The 20,804-nt window shown below is 32.5% G+C and carries 19 protein-coding genes and 1 pseudogene; 2 read left to right on the plus strand and 18 right to left on the minus strand.

The window, feature by feature from the left end; genetic code table 11:
- Positions 1–133 precede the first annotated feature (133 nt).
- Positions 134–214: pseudogene (locus KA858_RS12920) on the minus strand (SLOG family protein); the annotation flags it as partial.
- Positions 215–224: 10 nt separating this feature from the next.
- The gene (locus tag KA858_RS09720) at positions 225–563 is read right to left on the minus strand and encodes a DUF1798 family protein (protein ID WP_210135550.1); all 339 of its coding nucleotides are present in this window, start codon (positions 561–563) and stop codon (positions 225–227) included.
- Positions 564–867: 304 nt separating this feature from the next.
- Here KA858_RS09720 and recU point away from each other — a divergent pair, with 304 nt between their 5' ends.
- A complete protein-coding gene (recU, locus tag KA858_RS09725; protein WP_053029419.1) occupies positions 868–1,494 on the plus strand; it encodes a Holliday junction resolvase RecU in 627 nt (208 codons plus the stop codon).
- A complete protein-coding gene (locus KA858_RS09730) occupies positions 1,491–3,752 on the plus strand; it encodes a transglycosylase domain-containing protein (RefSeq protein ID WP_210135551.1) in 2,262 nt (753 codons plus the stop codon). Before recU ends, KA858_RS09730 begins: the two co-directional genes overlap by 4 nt.
- 345 nt (positions 3,753–4,097) lie before the next feature.
- Here the strand turns inward: KA858_RS09730 and KA858_RS09735 are convergent, their stop codons facing one another.
- From KA858_RS09735 to aroC, 16 genes are all read right to left on the minus strand, one after another.
- Positions 4,098–4,421: a YpoC family protein gene (locus KA858_RS09735; RefSeq protein ID WP_193839333.1), complete on the minus strand. Its 324-nt coding sequence runs from the start codon at positions 4,419–4,421 to the stop codon at positions 4,098–4,100.
- Positions 4,422–4,442: 21 nt separating this feature from the next.
- Positions 4,443–5,096 carry an endonuclease III gene (nth, locus tag KA858_RS09740; protein WP_053029422.1) on the minus strand — a complete coding sequence of 218 codons (654 nt, stop codon included), beginning with the start codon at positions 5,094–5,096 and terminating at the stop codon, positions 4,443–4,445.
- Positions 5,086–5,772 (minus strand): DnaD domain-containing protein, encoded by a 687-nt coding sequence (locus KA858_RS09745; RefSeq protein ID WP_075108781.1) that lies wholly within the window; start codon positions 5,770–5,772, stop codon positions 5,086–5,088. Before KA858_RS09745 ends, nth begins: the two co-directional genes overlap by 11 nt.
- A 94-nt stretch (positions 5,773–5,866) precedes the next feature.
- A complete protein-coding gene (gene asnS, locus KA858_RS09750) occupies positions 5,867–7,159 on the minus strand; it encodes an asparagine--tRNA ligase (RefSeq protein WP_210135552.1) in 1,293 nt (430 codons plus the stop codon).
- 110 nt (positions 7,160–7,269) lie between these two features.
- On the minus strand, positions 7,270–9,972 hold the full coding sequence (locus KA858_RS09755) for a helicase C-terminal domain-containing protein (protein ID WP_210135553.1): 2,703 nt from the start codon (positions 9,970–9,972) through the stop codon (positions 7,270–7,272).
- Positions 9,973–10,004: 32 nt separating this feature from the next.
- Positions 10,005–10,976 carry a biotin--[acetyl-CoA-carboxylase] ligase gene (locus tag KA858_RS09760; RefSeq protein ID WP_210135554.1) on the minus strand — a complete coding sequence of 324 codons (972 nt, stop codon included), beginning with the start codon at positions 10,974–10,976 and terminating at the stop codon, positions 10,005–10,007.
- Entirely contained in the window at positions 10,963–12,165 is a 1,203-nt protein-coding gene (locus KA858_RS09765) for a CCA tRNA nucleotidyltransferase (protein WP_210135555.1), read from the minus strand. The genes KA858_RS09760 and KA858_RS09765 overlap by 14 nt, the downstream gene beginning before the upstream one ends.
- A gap of 1 nt (position 12,166) precedes the next feature.
- A complete protein-coding gene (gene bshA / locus KA858_RS09770) occupies positions 12,167–13,297 on the minus strand; it encodes an N-acetyl-alpha-D-glucosaminyl L-malate synthase BshA (RefSeq protein WP_053029428.1) in 1,131 nt (376 codons plus the stop codon).
- A gap of 28 nt (positions 13,298–13,325) precedes the next feature.
- Positions 13,326–13,643 carry a nucleotide pyrophosphohydrolase gene (locus KA858_RS09775; protein WP_053029429.1) on the minus strand — a complete coding sequence of 106 codons (318 nt, stop codon included), beginning with the start codon at positions 13,641–13,643 and terminating at the stop codon, positions 13,326–13,328.
- A 289-nt stretch (positions 13,644–13,932) separates the two neighbouring features.
- Positions 13,933–14,631, minus strand: a complete 699-nt coding sequence (locus tag KA858_RS09780) for a zinc metallopeptidase (RefSeq protein WP_210135556.1) — start codon at positions 14,629–14,631, stop codon at positions 13,933–13,935.
- A 44-nt stretch (positions 14,632–14,675) separates the two neighbouring features.
- Positions 14,676–15,275 carry a DUF1405 domain-containing protein gene (locus KA858_RS09785; protein ID WP_210135557.1) on the minus strand — a complete coding sequence of 200 codons (600 nt, stop codon included), beginning with the start codon at positions 15,273–15,275 and terminating at the stop codon, positions 14,676–14,678.
- 24 nt (positions 15,276–15,299) lie between these two features.
- Complete coding sequence (locus tag KA858_RS09790; protein ID WP_245342084.1) at positions 15,300–15,836, minus strand: YpiB family protein; 537 nt, start codon at positions 15,834–15,836, stop codon at positions 15,300–15,302.
- Positions 15,837–15,850: 14 nt separating this feature from the next.
- On the minus strand, positions 15,851–17,095 hold the full coding sequence (locus KA858_RS09795) for a tetratricopeptide repeat protein (RefSeq protein ID WP_107629476.1): 1,245 nt from the start codon (positions 17,093–17,095) through the stop codon (positions 15,851–15,853).
- Positions 17,096–17,101: 6 nt separating this feature from the next.
- On the minus strand, positions 17,102–18,400 hold the full coding sequence (aroA, locus tag KA858_RS09800; protein ID WP_210135558.1) for a 3-phosphoshikimate 1-carboxyvinyltransferase: 1,299 nt from the start codon (positions 18,398–18,400) through the stop codon (positions 17,102–17,104).
- Positions 18,401–18,412: 12 nt separating this feature from the next.
- Positions 18,413–19,477, minus strand: a complete 1,065-nt coding sequence (gene aroB / locus KA858_RS09805) for a 3-dehydroquinate synthase (RefSeq protein WP_210135559.1) — start codon at positions 19,475–19,477, stop codon at positions 18,413–18,415.
- 32 nt (positions 19,478–19,509) lie between these two features.
- Positions 19,510–20,676 carry a chorismate synthase gene (gene aroC / locus KA858_RS09810; RefSeq protein WP_210135560.1) on the minus strand — a complete coding sequence of 389 codons (1,167 nt, stop codon included), beginning with the start codon at positions 20,674–20,676 and terminating at the stop codon, positions 19,510–19,512.
- Positions 20,677–20,804: the final 128 nt, after the last annotated feature.

Raw genomic sequence — 20,804 nt, forward strand, 5'->3', positions numbered from 1 at the left:
CATAAGCGCGATATCTCTCCTTTTATTTAGTTTGGTCACTTAATATTATAGAGATATTTGCGCTCTTTTTGTATAAAAAATGCGGTTAATGAAACAATCAATTTGTTTCATCAACCGCATTTCTCTTAGAACCTAAATAATAGACTTCAGGTGCATCATCTTTAAATATATTTAACTCAAATGATTTATATCCTGTAACATACACAGTTTTCATTTGTGCGACATCACCCTTCAATAGTTTGATAAATATAATTTAAATCGTAATTGACTGCTTTTACCTTTTCAGTAAACAACTTTTTACTCGTTCTATGAAAATGACAGTCGACAGATAATTCTTTATAAGACTTGATAAGTAAATCAAATTTGTTGGCGTTCATATAATTTAGTTGAATAATCTGTGGTTTTAATTTGATTAGGCTTTCTAATTTAGCATCTATCATTTGCGTGTATGGAAAAACCACATTGTAAAAATCATAATCATTTTGTGAAACTTTCACGTTATTAAAGCGTTCTTCAATTGTTTCTAGTTCATTGAGTAAGTCATTTATTGTTTTTGTATCCATGAAGACGCCCTCCTTATATCCAATTTAATTTATCATAATTTAAACCGACCGTCATTTAATTGATAGCTTCATTAATAGGATAAATACATTGAAATATTGTTTTACCAGATAAATAACGTTAAAATGAAGAAGATTAATAATGAAGTCACTCATGAGTATAAGTACTTATTTGTTTATGCTTCATTATTATCTATCCTAGTTTGAAATTACAATTCGTAATCACTTAAGGATACCATTTAGAATTGGTTGGTATTAGTGTTACATATCCACTATTAAATGTATTCAAACTTGTGTGGTGAATCTAATGAATTACCCTAATGGGAAACCTTTTAAGGGAAATACGACTAAGGTCGGAAGAAATGGCAAATCGAATTCTAGTAATATAGAATATGGTGGCCGTGGTATGACTCTTGAAAAAGATATTGAACGTTCTAACGATTATTATTTAAACCATGGCAAAGCGGTTATACATAAAAAACCGACACCGGTTCAAATCGTTAATGTTCATTATCCGAAGCGAAGTAAAGCAGTTATTAATGAAGCTTACTTTCGTACACCTTCAACTACGGATTATAATGGCGTGTATAATGGTCATTATATTGATTTTGAAGCAAAGGAGACTAAGAATAAAACTTCTTTTCCTTTGAATAATATTCATGATCATCAAGTAGAACATATGAAAAAAGCATTTCTTCAGAAAGGAATTGTATTTTTAATTATAAGATTTAAAATACTTGATGAAGTATATCTATTGCCATTTTCCAAATTCCAAAAATTTTGGGAAAGATATAAAAATGAAATAAAAAAATCAATAACAGTTGAAGAAATAAGAAAAAATAGTTACTATATTCCTTATCAGTATCAACCAAGATTAAATTACCTCAATGCAGTTGATAAGTTGATATTAGATGAAAGTGAGGACCGCGTATGACGGAAAATAAAGGATCTTCTCAACCTAAAAATGGTAAAAATGGGAAGTCCAAAGCAAAAAAGAATAAGAATGTGAAAAGAACGATTATTAAGATTATTGGCTTTTTATTAATCGCCTTTATCGTTTTAGTTCTACTAGGCATTTTATTATTTGCGTACTATGCATGGAAAGCACCTGCATTTACCGAATCTAAATTACAAGATCCTAAACCGGCAGAAATTTACGACAAAAATGGTGACTTGGTTAAAAAATTAGATAATGGCGCAAGACGAGAACATGTTGAATTAAAAGATGTTCCTAAAAATATGAGAAATGCCGTGCTAGCAACTGAAGATAATCGATTCTATGAACATGGTGCAATTGACTATAAACGTTTATTTGGTGCTATTGGTAAAAACTTAACTGGTGGATTTGGTTCACAAGGTGCATCTACCTTAACGCAACAAGTAGTTAAGCGAGCATTTCTAAGTGAAGAGAAATCTATCGGACGTAAAGCCCAAGAAGCTTACCTATCTTATCGTCTAGAGCAAGAGTACAGTAAAGATGAAATTTTTGAAATGTATTTAAATAAAATTTATTACTCAGACGGTGTATACGGTATTAAAGCTGCAGCTAAATATTACTTCGATAAAGATTTGAAAGATTTAAATCTTGCTGAAGAAGCATATTTAGCAGGTTTACCACAGGTGCCTAACCTTTATAATATTTACGATAATCCTAAACAGGCAGAAAATCGTAAGAACACTGTACTATACTTAATGCATTATCATAATAGAATTTCTGATAAAGAATATAATGATGCTAAGAAAATTAACTTAAAAGCTAATTTAGTAGATCGTACAGCTAAGGAACGTCAAATTGGCACAGATGATTCTGATTCTGAATACGATTCATATGTAAACTTTGTTAAATCTGAATTGATGAACAACAAAGAATTCAAGGATAAAAACTTGGCTGATGTTCTTCAAAGTGGAATCAAAATTTACACTAATATGGATAAAGATGTTCAACAAACATTACAAAATCGTATAGATAATGGTAATTACTACAAAAATGATGACCAACGAGTTGGTTCAACAATTCTTGATAGTAAAACGGGTGGTCTAGTTGCAATCTCTGGAGGACGAAACTTCAAAGACGCTGTAGATAATAATGCTGCAACAGATGCACACTTAACTGGTTCATCATTGAAACCATTCTTATCTTATGGTCCAGCAATCGAAAATATGCAATGGGCTACAAATCACGCAATTCAAGATGAATCTAGTTATTCAATTGATGGCGGTACATTCCAAAACTATGATGGAAGTGGTCATGGAACTGTAACTGCGTATGATGCACTAAGACAAAGTTTCAATATCCCAGCACTTAAAACTTGGCAACAAGTGAATGCACAAGCTGGTGACAATGCAGTTAAGAAATTTGCATCAAAAGTTGGATTAGATTATCAAAGTGATATTGGTCCTTCTGAAGTACTTGGTGGTGGCGCTTCTGAGTTCTCACCTACTCAATTAGCATCTGCATTCGCAGCAATTGCTAATGGTGGTACTTATAATAACGCGCATTCGATTCAGAAAGTTGTAACAGCTGACGATGATACAATTGAGTTTGATCATACGAGTCATAAAGCGATGGAAGACTACACAGCTTACATGTTAGCTGAAATGCTCACAGGTACATTTAAAGCCTATGGTTCAGCTTATGGACACGGCGTTTCAGGCGTTACAATGGGTGCTAAAACTGGTACAAGTACTTATGGTACTGAAATTAACCAACAATATAACCTACCTGATAACGCTGCGAAAGACGTTTGGATTAATGGCTTTACACCTAAATACACGATGTCTATCTGGATGGGCTTCAGTGAAATTAAAGAAGGTGGCGTTAACTCATTCTTAGGTCACACAGAACAAGAATATCCACAATTCTTATATGAAGATGTCATGTCAGATATATCTTCTAGTAATGATGGTGACTTTGAAAAAACAGATTCAGTTAACGGTTCTAGTCCTGATAATTTATCAGTTAGTGGTCATCCTGATAACAACACGACTAATCGTGAAGTTAACGGAAGCAGTGGCTCAAGTACATCAACTAACGCTAACAGTTCAAATAGCAGTAATAGTAACAATAGTAGTAATACTAATTCAGGAAATACGAATAACAATTCATCAACACAAAGTTCAAATAGTTTCGGAAGTACCCTTTCAAACATTTTTAATTTAAATAGTATTTTCGACTTTAAAAAAGCTTCATAGTGTTTTTGAAGTGTTAAATATTTAAATGAAAGACTGGGACATCATTCCTAGTAAAATAGCCAGTAAATGAGTTTTTGATAAATTCATTTACTGGCTTCTTTATTTTATAATAATTAGTACTGTTGGAGTGCTTGCCCAACTTATTTTGCTTGTAAAATTTCTTAATGAAATGCTTTTTGTTAAGGCCCGGCCGCAAGAATGACTAGAACTGAGAACGTTTATTTTAAGAGCCTTTTCAGAAGAGCGTATTGCAAGAAATTGAAATCATTAAACTGTAACCCTATTTTGTGATCTTTATCTATAAATAACGGCTCAATCTCAACGGCTATTATCTTAATTTTAGTCCTAACGCTTCCTTCTAATTTGATACGAAGCATTCATTTTAATTAACTCACTTTTTAGCGTCTTCATTTGACTATAGCCCATAAAATGATACTTTCTAGCTAACATATACTGATAGCGTTCCTCAAAGTTCATAGGTACCACTGGATATTGATCTAATAATTTGAAATCAATCGTCTCAATTTCATTTATCTCTTTAAAGAATTGAATGATTAAGTCAAAATATTTATCAATAACCTTTTTAGCTTCATTTGAGTTTAATCTGCGCTGATTAGCAAATTCATCAAGTTGTTCTTCAATTTCTATAAAATCCTGTTTATTAATCATTTAATCAAGCTTCCTAAATTATTATTTTGTTTGTGCTTTCATACGTTTTTGCCCTTCTCTACAATCATCTAGTAAAGGACAAATGTCACACTTAGGCTTTCTGGCTAAGCAATGATAACGACCAAAGAAAATAAGTTGGTGATGACTTTTACTCCATCTTTCCCTAGGAATAATACTACATAATCGCTCTTCCACTTGGGTAACATTATCTTTCCATCTATTGATACCAAGTCGCTTAGAAACACGCTCAACATGTGTATCAACTGCTAATGAAGGTTCGTCAAATGCTACGCTCATTACAACATTTGCTGTTTTGCGTCCAACACCCGCTAAACTTTCTAGCGCTTTATGCGTATTAGGAATGTCACCATTAAATTGGTCGATAAGTGACTGACATAGCTTTTGTATGTTTTTAGCTTTATTACGATACAAACCAATGGAACGTATGTCATTTTGCAATTCTTCGATATCAACGTTTAAATAATCTTGAGGCGTTTTATATTTCTGAAAAAGTGTACGTGTCACCTTATTCACTAAGTTGTCTGTACACTGTGCAGATAATAATACCGCAATCGTTAATTCAAAAGCATTATCATGTTTAAGTTCACATTCTGCATCTGGAAACATTTCAGCTATGACGTCTATCATTTCAAGTGCTTTCTTTTTACTTATCATCTAATTTCTCCCCATTTAACCAATCAAACTTTGGTATATGTTTAACCGTATGTGTCATAGTTGGTTTGTTAAATTGTTCTCTAATTTTCTTAGATTCTTCAGTCGTCGTTACGTTGTTCTTTTTCCAGTTCAATAAAATACGGTCAACATATTTAAAGCTAAGCTTGTCATGGCTATATGCTTCATCTAATGCAGCTCGTATTAAAGCAAAATCATGTTGGTCTACATCAATCCATTGATTAAGCGTTTCGATTTCATAAGGAGAAATAGGTCTAGCAAACAAAGTTTCAATGTATTGAAACAAATCTTTGAAATCTTGCTGCGTTTGATTCGTTTTTTGATTTGTTTGTTCCTGAGATAAAATAGTACTTAATTTCTCAAAAAAGCCATCCAAATCCATATATTCAGTAAATTTACCTTCTTCATCCTTCTTCACTTGAAGTTGTAACAAATCTTTTTGAATTAAATGTTGAATAATACTAGTAATTTCCCTTGGCTCCATGTTTGACCCTAATTTTAATTCATCGACGGATGGTTGCTTATTTGATGATTCAGAGGCGTAAATCAATTTAATTAAAATGATTAAATCTTTTTCAGATAGTCCTAATTCACTATAATGATCAAATAATTCTCTTCTAATGACAACAGGACGTTTTTTAAGTTGAAATTTATTCAAATTGATATTCCTCCCTCTTTAAAGTTGAAAAAGCGTCCAGTCAAACTGCTGACTGGACGAGTAAATAACTGTGTATGAAAAGTAATCATAAAACCTATGGATATAAACGATTTAATAATCGTGGGAATGGTGCAGTTTCTCTTACGTGTTCTACACCTGAAATCCAAGCAACTGTTCTTTCTAAGCCCAATCCAAATCCACTATGTGGCACACTACCATAACGACGTAAATCTAAATAATAATTGTAACTTTCTGCGTCCAAATGATGTTCATCAATACGTTGTTCTAATAATTCTAAATCATTAATACGTTCAGAACCGCCGATGATTTCACCATAACCTTCTGGTGCAATTAAATCAGCACAGAGTACAGTGTCTTCATTATCTGGATTTGGTTGCATATAGAATGGCTTAATTTTAGTTGGATAATTTGTAATAAATACAGGTAAATCATAATGATTTGCAATTGCAGTTTCATGTGGTGCACCAAAATCTTCGCCCCACTCGATATCGTCGAAACCTTCTTCTTTTAAGAATTTAATTGCGTCATCATACGAAATTCTTGGGAATGGTGTTGATACCTTTTCAAGTTTACTTGTATCTCTATCCAATGCTTTAAGGTCTAATTGACAATTTTTAAGTACAGATTGAACGACATGTGTTACGTATTGTTCTTGTACTTCTAAACTTTCAGCATGATTAGTAAATGCCATTTCTGGTTCAATCATCCAAAATTCAATTAAATGGCGTCTTGTTTTAGATTTCTCTGCTCTAAAAGTTGGACCAAATGAGAATACGCGACCATGAGCCATTGCAGCTGCTTCCATATATAATTGGCCACTTTGAGAGAGGAAAGCATCTTCATCAAAGTATTTCGTATGGAATAGTTCACTTGTGCCCTCTGGCGCACTTGCTGTTAAAATTGGTGGATCAATCTTAGTAAATCCATTCTCATTGAAGAATTCATATGTTGCTCTAATAATTTCATTTCTAATTTTCATAACAGCATGTTGTTTTTTAGAACGTAACCATAAATGACGGTGATCCATTAAAAATTCAGTACCGTGATTTTTAGGTGTAATTGGATAATCATGTGCTTCGTGTATAACTTCGATTGATTTCACTTGCATTTCATATCCTAAATCTGAGCGGTTATCTTCAGTAATAACTCCAGTCACATAAAGTGATGATTCTTGTGTGATTTCTTTTGCAAGTTGGAAAGTTTCTTCATCCACTTCTGATTTAACTACCACGCCTTGCATGAAGCCACTACCATCACGTAATTGTAAAAAGGCAATCTTGCCACTTGAACGTTTATTCGTTAACCAAGCACCAATAGTCACTTCTTGGTTAAGGTGTTGTTTAGCTTGTTTAATCGTTGTTTTCATAACTAATCTCCTAATTGTCATTCTATATAGTCAATACTTATTTATTTTAACAAAATAAATTGTGAAGTTCTAGCATGTGACGATGTTGTTTAATCGTTTAATCCTATTAGTTATTGTTTCTTATCAATATTTTGCTGGATTTTTGTAATGAGTTTACCAAACTGTTTGATATCCCCTTTTTTCTGTTTATAATTTTCTAGAGTTTGAGCAAAAAAGTTCTTATAGTTACTGCTAATTAAACGGTCATCAAATGAAACAATAAGTCCTTGATCATCCTCATTTCGAATTAATCGACCGAGTCCCTGTCTAAAACGTGTAACTGCATCAGGTAATACATAGTCTTTAAAGGTAGACTCAAACTCTGAATCCATGAGCCAATGTTTTGTATTATATTTATTCATAAATGGTAGTTTGGCAATCATGACACATTTAATACCATTTGATTGATAATCAAAGCCTTCAAAAAAGGTCGACGTACCAAGCAATATCGTTCTATCGAAACTATTAAATTGTTGAACGATTTTATAATTTTGATTTTGCTGCTGTGTGAGCACAACATAGTCCTCAAATGCAGGTAGTTCATTTAATAACTCTTGAACCATATGCATCATGCGATAACTTGTAAATAATACTAAACATTTCGACTGCGTGATTGTAACATATTCCTGTATATAATCGACAATAGATGCTACATAATCATCGATATTTTTGAAGTTATAAGCACTAACATCGCTAGGAATATACACATTCGTATTCATACGATTTGATAATGTCGATGGAACTTGATAAGTGTTAAATTGCACATCCTCTTTGAACCAATTTTTGAAGGCATCGAACTTATGATTAAAAGTTAATGTCCCTGAAATAAAGGTTAAAGAGTTAAATTTATCTAAGACACGTGTTGTAAGAATATCTCGGACAGCGTAATCTTTAACAATTAATTTAATTGTTGATTTCTGAGTCAAATTTCTAATAGATAAATAAGCTGTATGATGATCTTTAAGGCTTTGTTCTATGTTTCGATAAGTATCGTTAATATATAGCAGTTGTTTACGTAAAGTCTTAATCGTTTTATGCGTCATGCCATTAAATATTTCTAATGTTTTATTTATTTTATCAACAATTAAATGTAAATCTTTAAGAATCTGTGTTGAATCAAATTCAAATACATAGTGGTGTCGATGAATGTCATCATCGTGAACGTCCGAATTTTGAATGATTTCAAATATATGATTGAATAAACGCTCATTTAAATCGTGTATTTCTGAGATGTTGATCTTCAGTCCAAATACATCAATTGGTGGAATATCTAAACGTTCTAATATACGTTGTTGTTCAAGATGATCGATTGCTTTCAACAATTTTTCATTTTCATTCTTCCCTATTAAGCCAAGTTGATATTTTAAATCTGAGTAATCAAGTTCATTTGTAACTTGATTTAATGCATAATCAGGCAAGCGATGGGCCTCATCAATGATACAATCATCGAACAGTTGGTATATTGAGTTCTCTTGATCTGAATGTATAAGATGTGCATGATTAGTGATGCCGATTTGGATGTGTTGTGCATTTCGTTTGATGTAATTGTAATAATGAATATCATGTCTAACGGGCACATAGGTTTCAACTTTTTGATCAAAATACATTTTTTGACCACCTTTAAGATTTAAATCTTGAATATCCCCTGTTTCAGTTTCGATAATCCATGTCAATAATTGCATTTTTAAAATATTAACTTCATAGTTAGTAGTTTCATCTTTTAATATTTGACTAATTAGACCAAGTGAAATATATTCTGTTTTACTTTTAATAAGTGTTGCATTAATTTTAAAATTTAGCGCTTGATTTAAACTAGGTATGTCTTTTAATAAAAGTTGATTCTGTAATAATTTAGTATTGGTTGAAATCATGACATGACGTCCTGTTTCAATATTATACATTAGCGCTGCTAATAGATATGCTAATGACTTCCCACTACCTAAAGGTGCTTCTATCATTGCTTTATCGTTGTGCATCAATTGTTCTAATATAATTTCAGATAAATATAATTGTTGAGGACGATATGTAAGATTGAGTGCTTTAACTGCATCGCGATACAGATCTTTAAGTGATCCATTAAATTTAGTTTTTGGTGCTTTTAAATCCACTTGCTTTTTATAAATAATTTGTTCAAATTGTCCAAGCGTATTATCTAAAGGTAATGATGGATGCTGACGAACCATTTCAAACAAGATATTATATAAATCATATTTTAAATTTTTACTTAAATAATAGAGTTGTTTTAACGTATCTATTGGAAGTTGTTCGAATTTTTGAAAGGCTTTAATCATTAATAATGCAGTTGTTGTAGCATCCTCATCAGCTCTATGTGCATTATCTAAAGGTATATTATGAGACTCCGCTAATTCACTAAGTTGATAACTTTTATCTGTTGGATAAGCAATTTTAAATAACTCTAATGTATCGATGACTTTTTTAGGTTTGAAATGTATATTACAATTTTTAAAAGCCTTCTTAATAAAATTCAAGTCAAAATCTACATTATGCGCCACAAATACACAATCTTTTAGTTGTTGATAAATATCTTTTGCGATTTCATGAAAATAAGGGGCTTGTTCTAACATTGTATCTTCAATTGAGGTCAATGCTTGGATGAATGGTGGAATTTCCAAATCAGTACGAATCATAGAATGATAAGTCCCAGATATTTTATTATTACTTACAAAGGTTATACCAATTTGTATAATTTCATCATAATCAAGTTGATTGCCAGTTGTTTCTAAGTCGACAACTGCATAACTTGTGTGTCCCATAACTAACTCTCCTTATCTTCTTGTCATACGCTTTATATATCTATATCCGCACTAATAAGGCGTCTAACTTCATTATTCTCATCTTTTACAATTAAGAAACCATCACGATCAATATCAATCGCTTCACCAATAAATTGTTTGTTATTCTCAGTAAAACGTAATTGGCGTTGCCAAATATTAGAAGCTTGAATATACTCATTTCTAATTTCAGCAAATGGCTGAGTTAAAAATTGAGTATAACGTTTTTCGATTGACGAAATGAGCGCTTCTAAAAATGTATATCGATTGATTTTAGTATCACTATGTAAACCGACACTTGTCGCGCTATGTTTAATCTCATCAGAGAAATCACTATCTTCATGGTTTAAATTGATGCCAATACCACAAATGATGGCGTCAATTGAATCATAATTTGCTATCATTTCAGTCAAAAAACCGCATACTTTTTTGTCAGCGATATAAATATCATTCGGCCATTTAATTTCTACTTTGTCATTTGAAAATGACTGTATAGCGTCTCTAATTCCTAAAGCAGCAAATAAATTAAATTTTGGAATCATTGAGAAAGGTACATTAGGACGTAATACTAATGACATCCATAAACCTTTACCTTTTGAAGATGCCCAATTACGATTAAATCGTCCACGTCCTTGTGTTTGTTCATCACTTAAAATAATCATTGATTCACTATTGCCAACTAATTCTTGCTTAGCAATCGTTTGAGTTGACGCAACACTCTCAAATACCTCTATTTCTGAGGCTAATTGTGAATCTTTTAAAATATAAGCTACGATACCTTGATACCAACAATCTGGTAGTTCATTTAATTGATGACCTTTATGATTGATGGAGTCTATTTTACACCCATCTTTTTTTAGTTGATCGATGACTTTTTTTACAGCTGCTCTAGAAATATTTAATTGATCAGCAATATATTGTCCTGAAATATATTCAGATTGATGCTTATATAGTATACGAATAACATCTTGACTATATTTTGACATTCTCTTTCACCCACTTCAATAATTCATCTTTAGAATTTGAAACTTTATGTGTAACAACTTCACTTTCGATTTGTCGTAACACCTCTTTTAACCAAGGACCACTTTTTTTAGACACAACTTTGAGTATATCGCCACCATTGATATTAAGCGCTTTACGACTTTTAATTGGTAATTGATGATTAATTTCTTTAATCGATTGATAATTAAAGATTAGAGGTGACGCTACTTTAATATTATTTTCTTTAAGTAAAGGAATTATGTCAATGATGTCCAAAATATTATTTGCGTCATAATCATAAACAAATAACTGTAATTGATTTTTAGTCGAGATTTTTGGCATCTCTAATAATAGTTTATGATATTGATTGATTTTGGCTTTCTCTTTATTGCTTATTTTCAAGCTTGAAAGCGGCGTGTCTGATTGCTCAATGGTCTTCAAAATTGCTAGCCATAATTCAAAGCTTATCGGTGCATTAATCCTTGTTGTTTTCATATCTAGATCTTTAAAAAATGGAACATAATTAAAGAAGTTCAATGTCAATAAGGTTGTATAGCTTTCACTAACATTTTGACCTTGTATTAATTTTTTAAGTTCTACAACGATACGTTCTATAGATAAAAATTCGATATCTGCAATATGATGTCGCATTGCCTCAAACGTATGATGTGAGATCGTGAAATTTAATTGTGATTGAAAGCGTACGCCTCTCAAAATACGTAAAGCATCTTCATCGAAACGCTCGTGTGGTATACCAACAGTAGTTATAATCTGTTGCTGTAATGCCGTTTGACCATCAAAATAGTCATAAATTTTAAAATCTTTATCCATAGCAATAGCATTAATTGTAAAGTCACGACGTTGTAAATCTTCTTTTAAATCACGTACAAAATACACTTCATTAGGTCTGCGATGATCAACATAATCTGATTCAGCTCTGAAAGTTGTCACTTCGTAATTCGTTCCTTCGTACACGACATTAATCGTTCCGTGCTCTTTTCCAATTGAGATTGTCTTATCAAATATCGATTCTATTTCATCTGGTGTTGCGCTAGTTGTAATATCGATATCATGGATGGGTCTATCCATTAAATAATCACGCACAGACCCTCCGACGAAGTATGCTTCAAAGCCATGATGTTCTATTTTTTCTAAAATGGGTTTTGCTTGAGTAAATAGTTTTGTTCCCATACTAATCCTCTTTTTGATTTAACATTTTTCTATAGTAGTGTTCGTATTGATCTGTAATTAATTCTGAACCAAATCGTTCTTCTATGTCATTTAACATAGCAGTTTGCATGTGTTGGTATAAATCTGGGTTAGTAAGAAGCTGTATGGCATAATCACTTGCGCTAGTGCTATCACCAATATCTACGATATAACCTGTCTCATTATGCTTGATAACCTCTTTTATACCACCTGCATTAGAACCGATAGGCACAACACCTGTTTTCATTGCTTCTAGTAATGTCAATCCAAAGCTCTCTTTTTCACTTAATAGAAGCACTAAATCAGACATTTGATAGAATTCACTCACTTGATCTTGTTTGCCTAAAAATAACACATCATTTTCGATATCTAATTGACGTGCTAACTTTCGCATATCTAATAATTCTGGACCGTCTCCTAATAAAATGAGTTTACTTGGTATATGATGATGAACTTTCGCAAACGTTTCTAAAATAGTATCAATACGTTTTACTTTTCTGAAATTAGATACGTGAATAAGTACCTTTTCATTTGGTTTGATGCCATAGACCTCTTTAAGTTTTTCATCATGACGTGTTGGAAATTCATTTTCACGAACAAAATTATAAATAGGGATAATTTCTTTCTCAGTTTCAATGATGGACTTTGTTTGACGTGCTAATGAATGACTCACGCTTGTAACAATATCACTTTGCTCAATTCCGAATTTGATTGCACCTTTAAGTGAGTGATCGTAACCTAATACGGTAATATCAGTGCCGTGTAACGTCGTCATTATTTTAATATCTTTACCAGACATTTGACGTGCTAAAATGCCACAAACAGCATGAGGCACGGCATAGTGCATGTGCAATACATCTAAATCATATTCTTTTATCACTTCAGAAATTTTAGTACTCAAAGTGATATCATATGGAGGATATTGAAAGACGGCATACTGATTTACTTCAACTTGATGAAACGTAATATTAGGTAAAGGTTTGCGGATTCTAAAAGGAATATTCGACGTTATAAAATGTACTTCATGACCTCTCTCAGCCATTTTAATGCCTAACTCAGTAGCGATGATACCAGAACCGCCCATTGATGGATAACATGTAATACCTATTTTCATGTTACACTATCCTCCTTTTTAAAAATGATTATTTTCGTTCAAAACGATTTTTATCTCTAGTGTTGAATTTTTCCATTGTTTCATTAAAGCTTTCAGTCATGTCGATATCGAGTGAGTTTGCTAAGCAAAGTAAAACAAATAAATTGTCTCCTAATTCGGCTTTAATTGTATTTTCATCTTCAGTTTCTTTCTTTTTCTTTTCACCATGATAATGGTTGATTTCTCTAGCAAGTTCTCCGACTTCTTCTGTCAAACGTGCTAAATTTGCAAGTGGAGAAAAATACCCAGCTTTGAATTGTCCAATGTATGCATCCACTTCATTTTGCATCTCTTTCATAGATTTCATTGTGTTCACTTTCTCCTTTATTATTGATACTTAATAAGTATATATCATATTAAACAATCATGCATTTTATGAATATGAAAAGAACGGATTATATTTTAATTAAATTTTCAAGAATTATAAAATAAAAAATTGGGAGTAGAACAGAATTCTTTACGAATTCAATGTCCTACTCCCACGTCGCTATCTAAAATTGAAAAGCATATTATAATTACTTACTCAACTTTAGTGAGCGATTAATACTAGTAGCATAAAAATGATGTTGTTTTATGCTAAATATTTATAAGCTAAATTAATTATCACTAGCTCTAGCGATAAGAATAATTCTTACTAATTCTGCGACAGCTGTTGCAGTTGCGGCAACATACGTCATTGCAGCTGCTGAAAGAACTTTTTTAGCATGTTTATATTCTTTTTCATTGACAATATTCAAAGCAGTTATTTGTTTCATTGCTCTTGAACTTGCGTCGAACTCAACAGGTAACGTTACAATCGAGAATAGGACAGCGAGTGACATTAATCCAGCGCCAATCCATAGTGCTGTTGATCCAAATGCACTTCCCATAGCTGTAAGGATAATTCCTAACATGATAATCATGTAACTTAAAGAACTACCTAAATTGGCAAATGGTACTAACGCACTTCTGAATCTTAAAAATACATAACCTTGTTGATGTTGAATCGCGTGTCCAACTTCGTGTGCAGCAATAGCTGTACCAGCTACTGAAGGTCTATCGAAGTTTGCAGGAGATAAACAAACAACTTTCTTTTTAGGATCATAGTGGTCAGTTAGGAAACCTTCACCTTTAACAACGTCAACATCATAGATGCCATTCGCATGAAGGATTTCTTCAGCTACCTCACGGCCAGTCTTACCACTTGTTGATCTCACTTGTGCATATTTTTCATAATTCGATTTTACTTTGTGTTGTGCCCACATTGGAATGAGCATAATAATGACGATATATATTATATAAGACATTATAGACAATAATTCCACTCTCCTTTATCCATATTCTACTGAGAATCCTTGATTTAATCAAATAATTTAATTGGTATTATCTTTTGTAAATAATAATATAAGCATAATGCCAATGAACTTAACCAAAACGCGATATAGCCAACCATAACTTTCTGTTGCTCAATAAAGTCATAGTACGGATACTTATTTAAAACATAATCAATGAAGTCATTATGAAATATCCACATCATCGCAATTAGCAAACTACTTATTCTAATCTTTAAGCGAGGATAAAAGTAAATTGCTTGTATCGCCATAATACCATGACTCAAAATTAAAAATATATTCATGATTGTTATATTATGATTTAAATGAATCATTAGAAGATTCATTATTACAGCCCATAGCCCATATTTTAATAAAGTAACGAAAGCAAGGGCTTCTATAAACGGGATGTGTTTATTGATAATTAAACAAAAAATAACAATACATAAAAAAAGCGAAGCAATTGGACTATCAGGTATAAAAGGTAAGAAATACCAAGGTGTTTGAACTAATTGATCACCATACCAAATGAACCCATACAACGTGCCAAGTAAGTTACAAACAAGTAAAAAGATTAAGCAGGATTGACGATATAATGTTAACTCCCACATTTGTTTAAATGTTAGCATACGTTTTATTTCCTTTAATGACTTTTATCGATTTTCAAGTACCTCTAAAATTTGAGTTAATTGATAGAATTGTTCTCGATCATTAAATTGAAGGCTTAAATCAATATTATGGCGCAAGTGCTCAATGAGTGAGTAGACACTTGTCGAATCAAGAGATAAATTGTAAATCGTATTTAGATAAGCCATATATTGAGTTGAATACATTAATTGATGGATCATCAAGTCATTTAATTTAAAATCGGTAGTGTGTTCGTCTGAAAAATGAATCAGAATATCAAATTCACAATGATGAGATATAATATAATTGAAAATCTCATTTGTGTTTATGAGTATGTGATGATTATTAACCAACTTAATTGCTGGAGCATCTGCATTACTTAAACTAATTTCTAGCGTTTTATGATTGGATATTTTTTGATTAACAAAATGAACGTGTTCAAGCAGATCGTAATGAGATTTAATATAGTTTAAAATCCATACACTAATACGCGATTTAAAATGATAATGAAACAAAGCATATTCAATATAACTTTGTTTCATTTGATTAAGGGTTTGACTCAAGTAAATCACCTTCATTAATAATCAAGACGATTGGCTTCTTCTTGCCAAGTCTCATTACTAGGATCCATTTCTAGTAATTGTTGTAAGAGTGTCATTGCTTTTTCTTTATTACCGATTTCAATTAAATAATAGTAATAGTCACTTAAGAATGCGCTTTGCGTTTTCATTGTAGGATAAGCAAGTTCAAAGAAATGCTGTGCTTCTTTATCACGTTCTTCTTGACCAAATGCATGCGCTAAATGCCACATGAAAACAGGATCTAAATCATCTTCATCAACATATGATAACAATGCAATAATTGCTTCATAGTCTTCTTCGTTTCGGAATAAATCACTCAAAATTAATAATGGCTCATGATAAGCGTTGTCCACTTCAAGCGCTTGTTTGAGTAATTCAACACCTTCATTTGCATCGCCATGCTCAATTTCTAAACTTCCTGTTGAAACCATCAATTCTTTATAAAATTGATTTAAGCGTAAGCCTTCTTTACCAGTTTCTATTGCATCAGGATAATTTTTTTCATTTTCATAAAGTGATTGTAAATAGAAATATCCTTGTATAAAGTCAGGATCTTTAGATAGAAGATTTTTCGTGATTTTAATGGCTTCTTGAGTGATATCATTTTTTTCATATGCGATGGCTTTTTTGAAGAAATCTTCAGAAGTCATTTCATCTTCATTAATTTCATCATATAAATTAATCGCATCACTATAGTTACCACTTTGTAATGCGCAATCTGCCATGCGAGCAAACAAATTGATGCCATTTACTTCGTACTCACCTGTATCTAATACGACTTCATATTCACGAGTCGCACGTAAGTATTGACCATCAAAATACAACAATTCAGCTAATGCAAAATGGATGATTGGGTCGTTAGGTTCTAATTCTCTTGCTTCTAATAATTTATCAATAGCAACTTCGGTCATATTAATTTGTTGATATAAATCAGCTTCTAACATTAGTTTTTCGGTTGATATTGCAACTTGACTTAAATATTCTAACGCCTCATCAGTTTGATTCTCTGACATTAAGCCTTCAATAAAGTATATTAGTAATTCACTCTCATCTGGATACTTATGATATAAAGTTCTAAACACCTCTAGTCCCTGAGGTGTTAATCCAAAATTATATAAGGTTTCACCAAGAATAAATAATGCATCATCATTATTAGAGTTCAATGCATCATTTACGCGTGTATCTAAATGATCTAATTTTTGAAGATTGATATCGTCTATTAATTTATAGATATCTTCCATTTTATTTTATCCCTCATTTTCTAAAAGCTTTAATTTAGGAAGGAAACCAGGGAATGATACATTTACAGCATCAAATTGTCGGATATTAAGCGGTTCATTACTCAATAATGAAGCTATAGCTAACATCATTCCAATTCTATGGTCAGTTAAACTATCTACGGTTGCTGACTTTTTGAATTCTGAAGGATGAATGATTAACCCATCTTCAGTTGGTTGTAATTCGAAGCCTAATAATCCAAGCATATCTGCAGTTGTATCAATTCGATTTGTTTCTTTCACTTTTAATTCTTCTGCATCTTTAATGATACTTGTACCAGTTGCTTGTGTACACAATAGTGCAATGATAGGTAATTCGTCAATCGCTTTCGGTACTAAATTGCCTTCGATATGGACGGGTTTTAAGTTTGGTGTATATTTTACACGAATCGATGCAGTTGGTTCTGACGTTTGCGTGACATTAAAACACTCAATACGCCCTCCCATTTGTTCAACGATATCTATAATACCTGAACGAGTTGGATTGATGCCAACATTATGAATTATTATATCGCTTCCAGGCGTAATAAGTGCTGCTACGATAAAGAATGCTGCTGAAGAAATATCTCCCGGAACATTAAAGTCTGTAGCTTTGATATGTTGGATAGCGTTTGCCTGTGTAGTAATCACCTTGCCAGAAATGCTAATTGGAATGCCATAATGTTCAAACATTGTTTCAGTATGATTTCGACTTATATCTAACTCAGTAATTTCAGAAACTTCATTTGAAAATAGACTAGCAAACAATAACGCACTTTTAACTTGTGCACTCGCTACTTCCATTTCATAGGTAATGCCTTTTAGTGAAGCGGGTTCAATAATTAAAGGCGTATAGTTATCATCTATTCCTGAAATATTAGCACCCATCAATCTGAGTGGTTTCATCACTCTATCCATAGGTCGCTTACCTATTGACGCATCACCAGATAACACACAATTAAGGTTGAGACCACTTAGCAAACCTGCTAATAAGCGTGTCGTAGTTCCCGAATTGCCTGTGTATAAAGTTTGATGTGGTGTTTTAAATTTATTATAGCCTGGTGAATTAACAACGATTTTGTCATCCGCAATTTGTATGTCAACACCCAATAATTTAAATATTTCGATTGTACGTAAACAATCTTCGCCTAATAACGGTTTAAATATCGTTGATTGGCCAGTTGCTAAAGAAGCCAACATGATGGCTCTGTGCGTCATGGATTTATCTCCAGGCACTTCAATTTCACCAACTAACGGTCCCTTAATATCGATCATTTGTTCATTTGACATGCTATCATCCACCTACTTTAATACTAATTGTAAATCCTCAAACGCTTGAATTAATATGTCTTTTTCAACGTGGCAGACACGTGGTTTACCAAGCTCTTCTAGTAAGACCATTTGAATACCTTCACCATTATTCTTTTTATCCGTTAACATATATTGATACATATCATTAAAATTTAATTGTTGAACCAATTCAACTGGATAACATAATGTTTTTAAATAATTAGCATAATGTGAAACATCAAATTGTGATTCAAACAGTCTGTTGGCGATAATAAATTGATAGATAATACCAATCATTATGGCGTGACCATGTGGTATTTTTGTTTTATATTCAACAGCATGGCCGAACGTATGCCCTAAATTTAAATATTTTCGCATATTATGCTCTTTTTCATCTTTAACGATGACGTTCAATTTCGTCTTAATGCCTTTGAAGATAAACTGATCCATATCTTTTAGAGAATTCAGCTTTTCTCTAGTAGAAAAGTGCTTCTCAATATCATCTGTAGCGACTTGTCCTGTTAATAAAGCATGTTTATAAACTTCAGCATAGCCACTTAAAATTTCTTCATAAGGTAAAGTATTTAAAAAGTTTAAATCATAAATGACAGCTTTTGGTCGATAAAATGCACCGATTAAATTCTTCCCATGAATAGAATTAATACCTACTTTGCCTCCAACACTTGAATCATGCGCAAGTATCGTCGTAGGTACTTGTATGAAATCAACACCTCTTAATAAAGATGAAGCTAGAAATCCAGTAAAATCACCTGTAGCACCGCCACCTATCGCAACTAAACACGTGTTGCGCGTTAAGTTATATTTAAGTAATTGTTCTAATGTTTGTTGATAGTGCTCAAATGTTTTCATTTTCTCACCGGCAGGTACAACGATCTTATAAGTGTTTGATGCGTTAAGTAGTGTAGTGAACTTATGTTTAAAATTAAAATCAACAAATTCATCAACGATGAGAAAGACTTTATCATAGTCTTGTATATAGTCAGATAATGTTTCAAACGCATTATGTTCGACGATAATTGGATAATTATTATTTGGATACGTTGTTTGTAATTGCATTCAAAATACCTCGTTTCTATACGTACATTGATTTAAAATTCAATGTTTAGACGTCTTCGTTCCTCAATTTGGGCTTTTAATTGATCAATATGATTGGATTGGAACTCTTCTGTAATCGCTTTGGCTACTTCAAAAGCAACAACATGTTCACAAACTACACTTGCTGCAGGTACAGCACAACTATCAGAACGTTCAATCGTAGCTTTGAAGTCCTCTTTAGTGTTGATATCAACAGAATTAAGCGGTTTGTATAAAGTTGGTATTGGTTTCATAACGCCATTTACGATAATTGGCATACCATTTGTCATACCACCTTCAAAGCCACCTAGGTGATTAGAACCACGGTAGAAGCCTGATTCGCTATTATATAAGATTTCATCTTGTATTTCGCTTCCTGGTTTTTCTGCAGCTTTAAAACCTTCACCGAAGCTTACTCCTTTAAATGCATTAATACTAACAACACCTTGAGCAATACGACCATCTAGTTTACGATCATATTGTACGTAACTACCAACAGCCACAGGCATATTCTCGACCATTACTTGAACAACGCCACCAATTGAATCGCCTTCTTTTTTAGCGGCATCTATCTTATCTCTCATTTTCTGTGCGATAGATTCATCGATAACACGTACATCATTCTTATCTATATTTTGTTTGAAAGTTTCAGTATCATATAACCCCTCGTCTTTAATACCGCCAATTTCAACTACACGACTATACATATGAATATCTAATTGTTCTAACAGTATTTTAGATACTGCCCCAACTGCAACACGCGCTGCTGTTTCGCGAGCAGAAGAACGTTCTAAAACGTTTCTTAAATCTCTATGATTGTACTTCATACCACCAATTAAATCCGCATGTCCCGGACGTGGTTTTGTAATAGTACGTTTCATATTCTCTCTTTCTTCATCTGTAATAGGCGCAACACCCATAATGTTTCTCCAATGTGTGAAATCATCGTTTGTGACAACAAGTGTGATTGGACTGCCAAGTGTATAACCATTTCTGACACCTGATACAATTTCTACAGCATCTTTCTCAATTTGCATACGTCGTCCTCTACCGTAGCCACCTTGACGTTTAAACATTTCCGTATTAATATCTTCTGCTTTTAATTCTAAATTCGCAGGTACACCTTCAATAATTACTGTTAATTGAGGACCATGTGATTCTCCTGACGTTAAATATCTCATGAGAATACGCTCCTTTCCCTTTACTACGTTAAATTGTGATATGTGTTATCATATCACATTCAACCGTATAACATAACTAGTGTGCAATAGTAAATTTGAATTTATTAGAATATTTCAATAATTAAAGA

The organism is Staphylococcus sp. GDX8P80P (assembly GCF_017893095.1).
In the GTDB taxonomy this organism is placed as follows: Bacteria; Bacillota; Bacilli; order Staphylococcales; family Staphylococcaceae; genus Staphylococcus; species Staphylococcus borealis.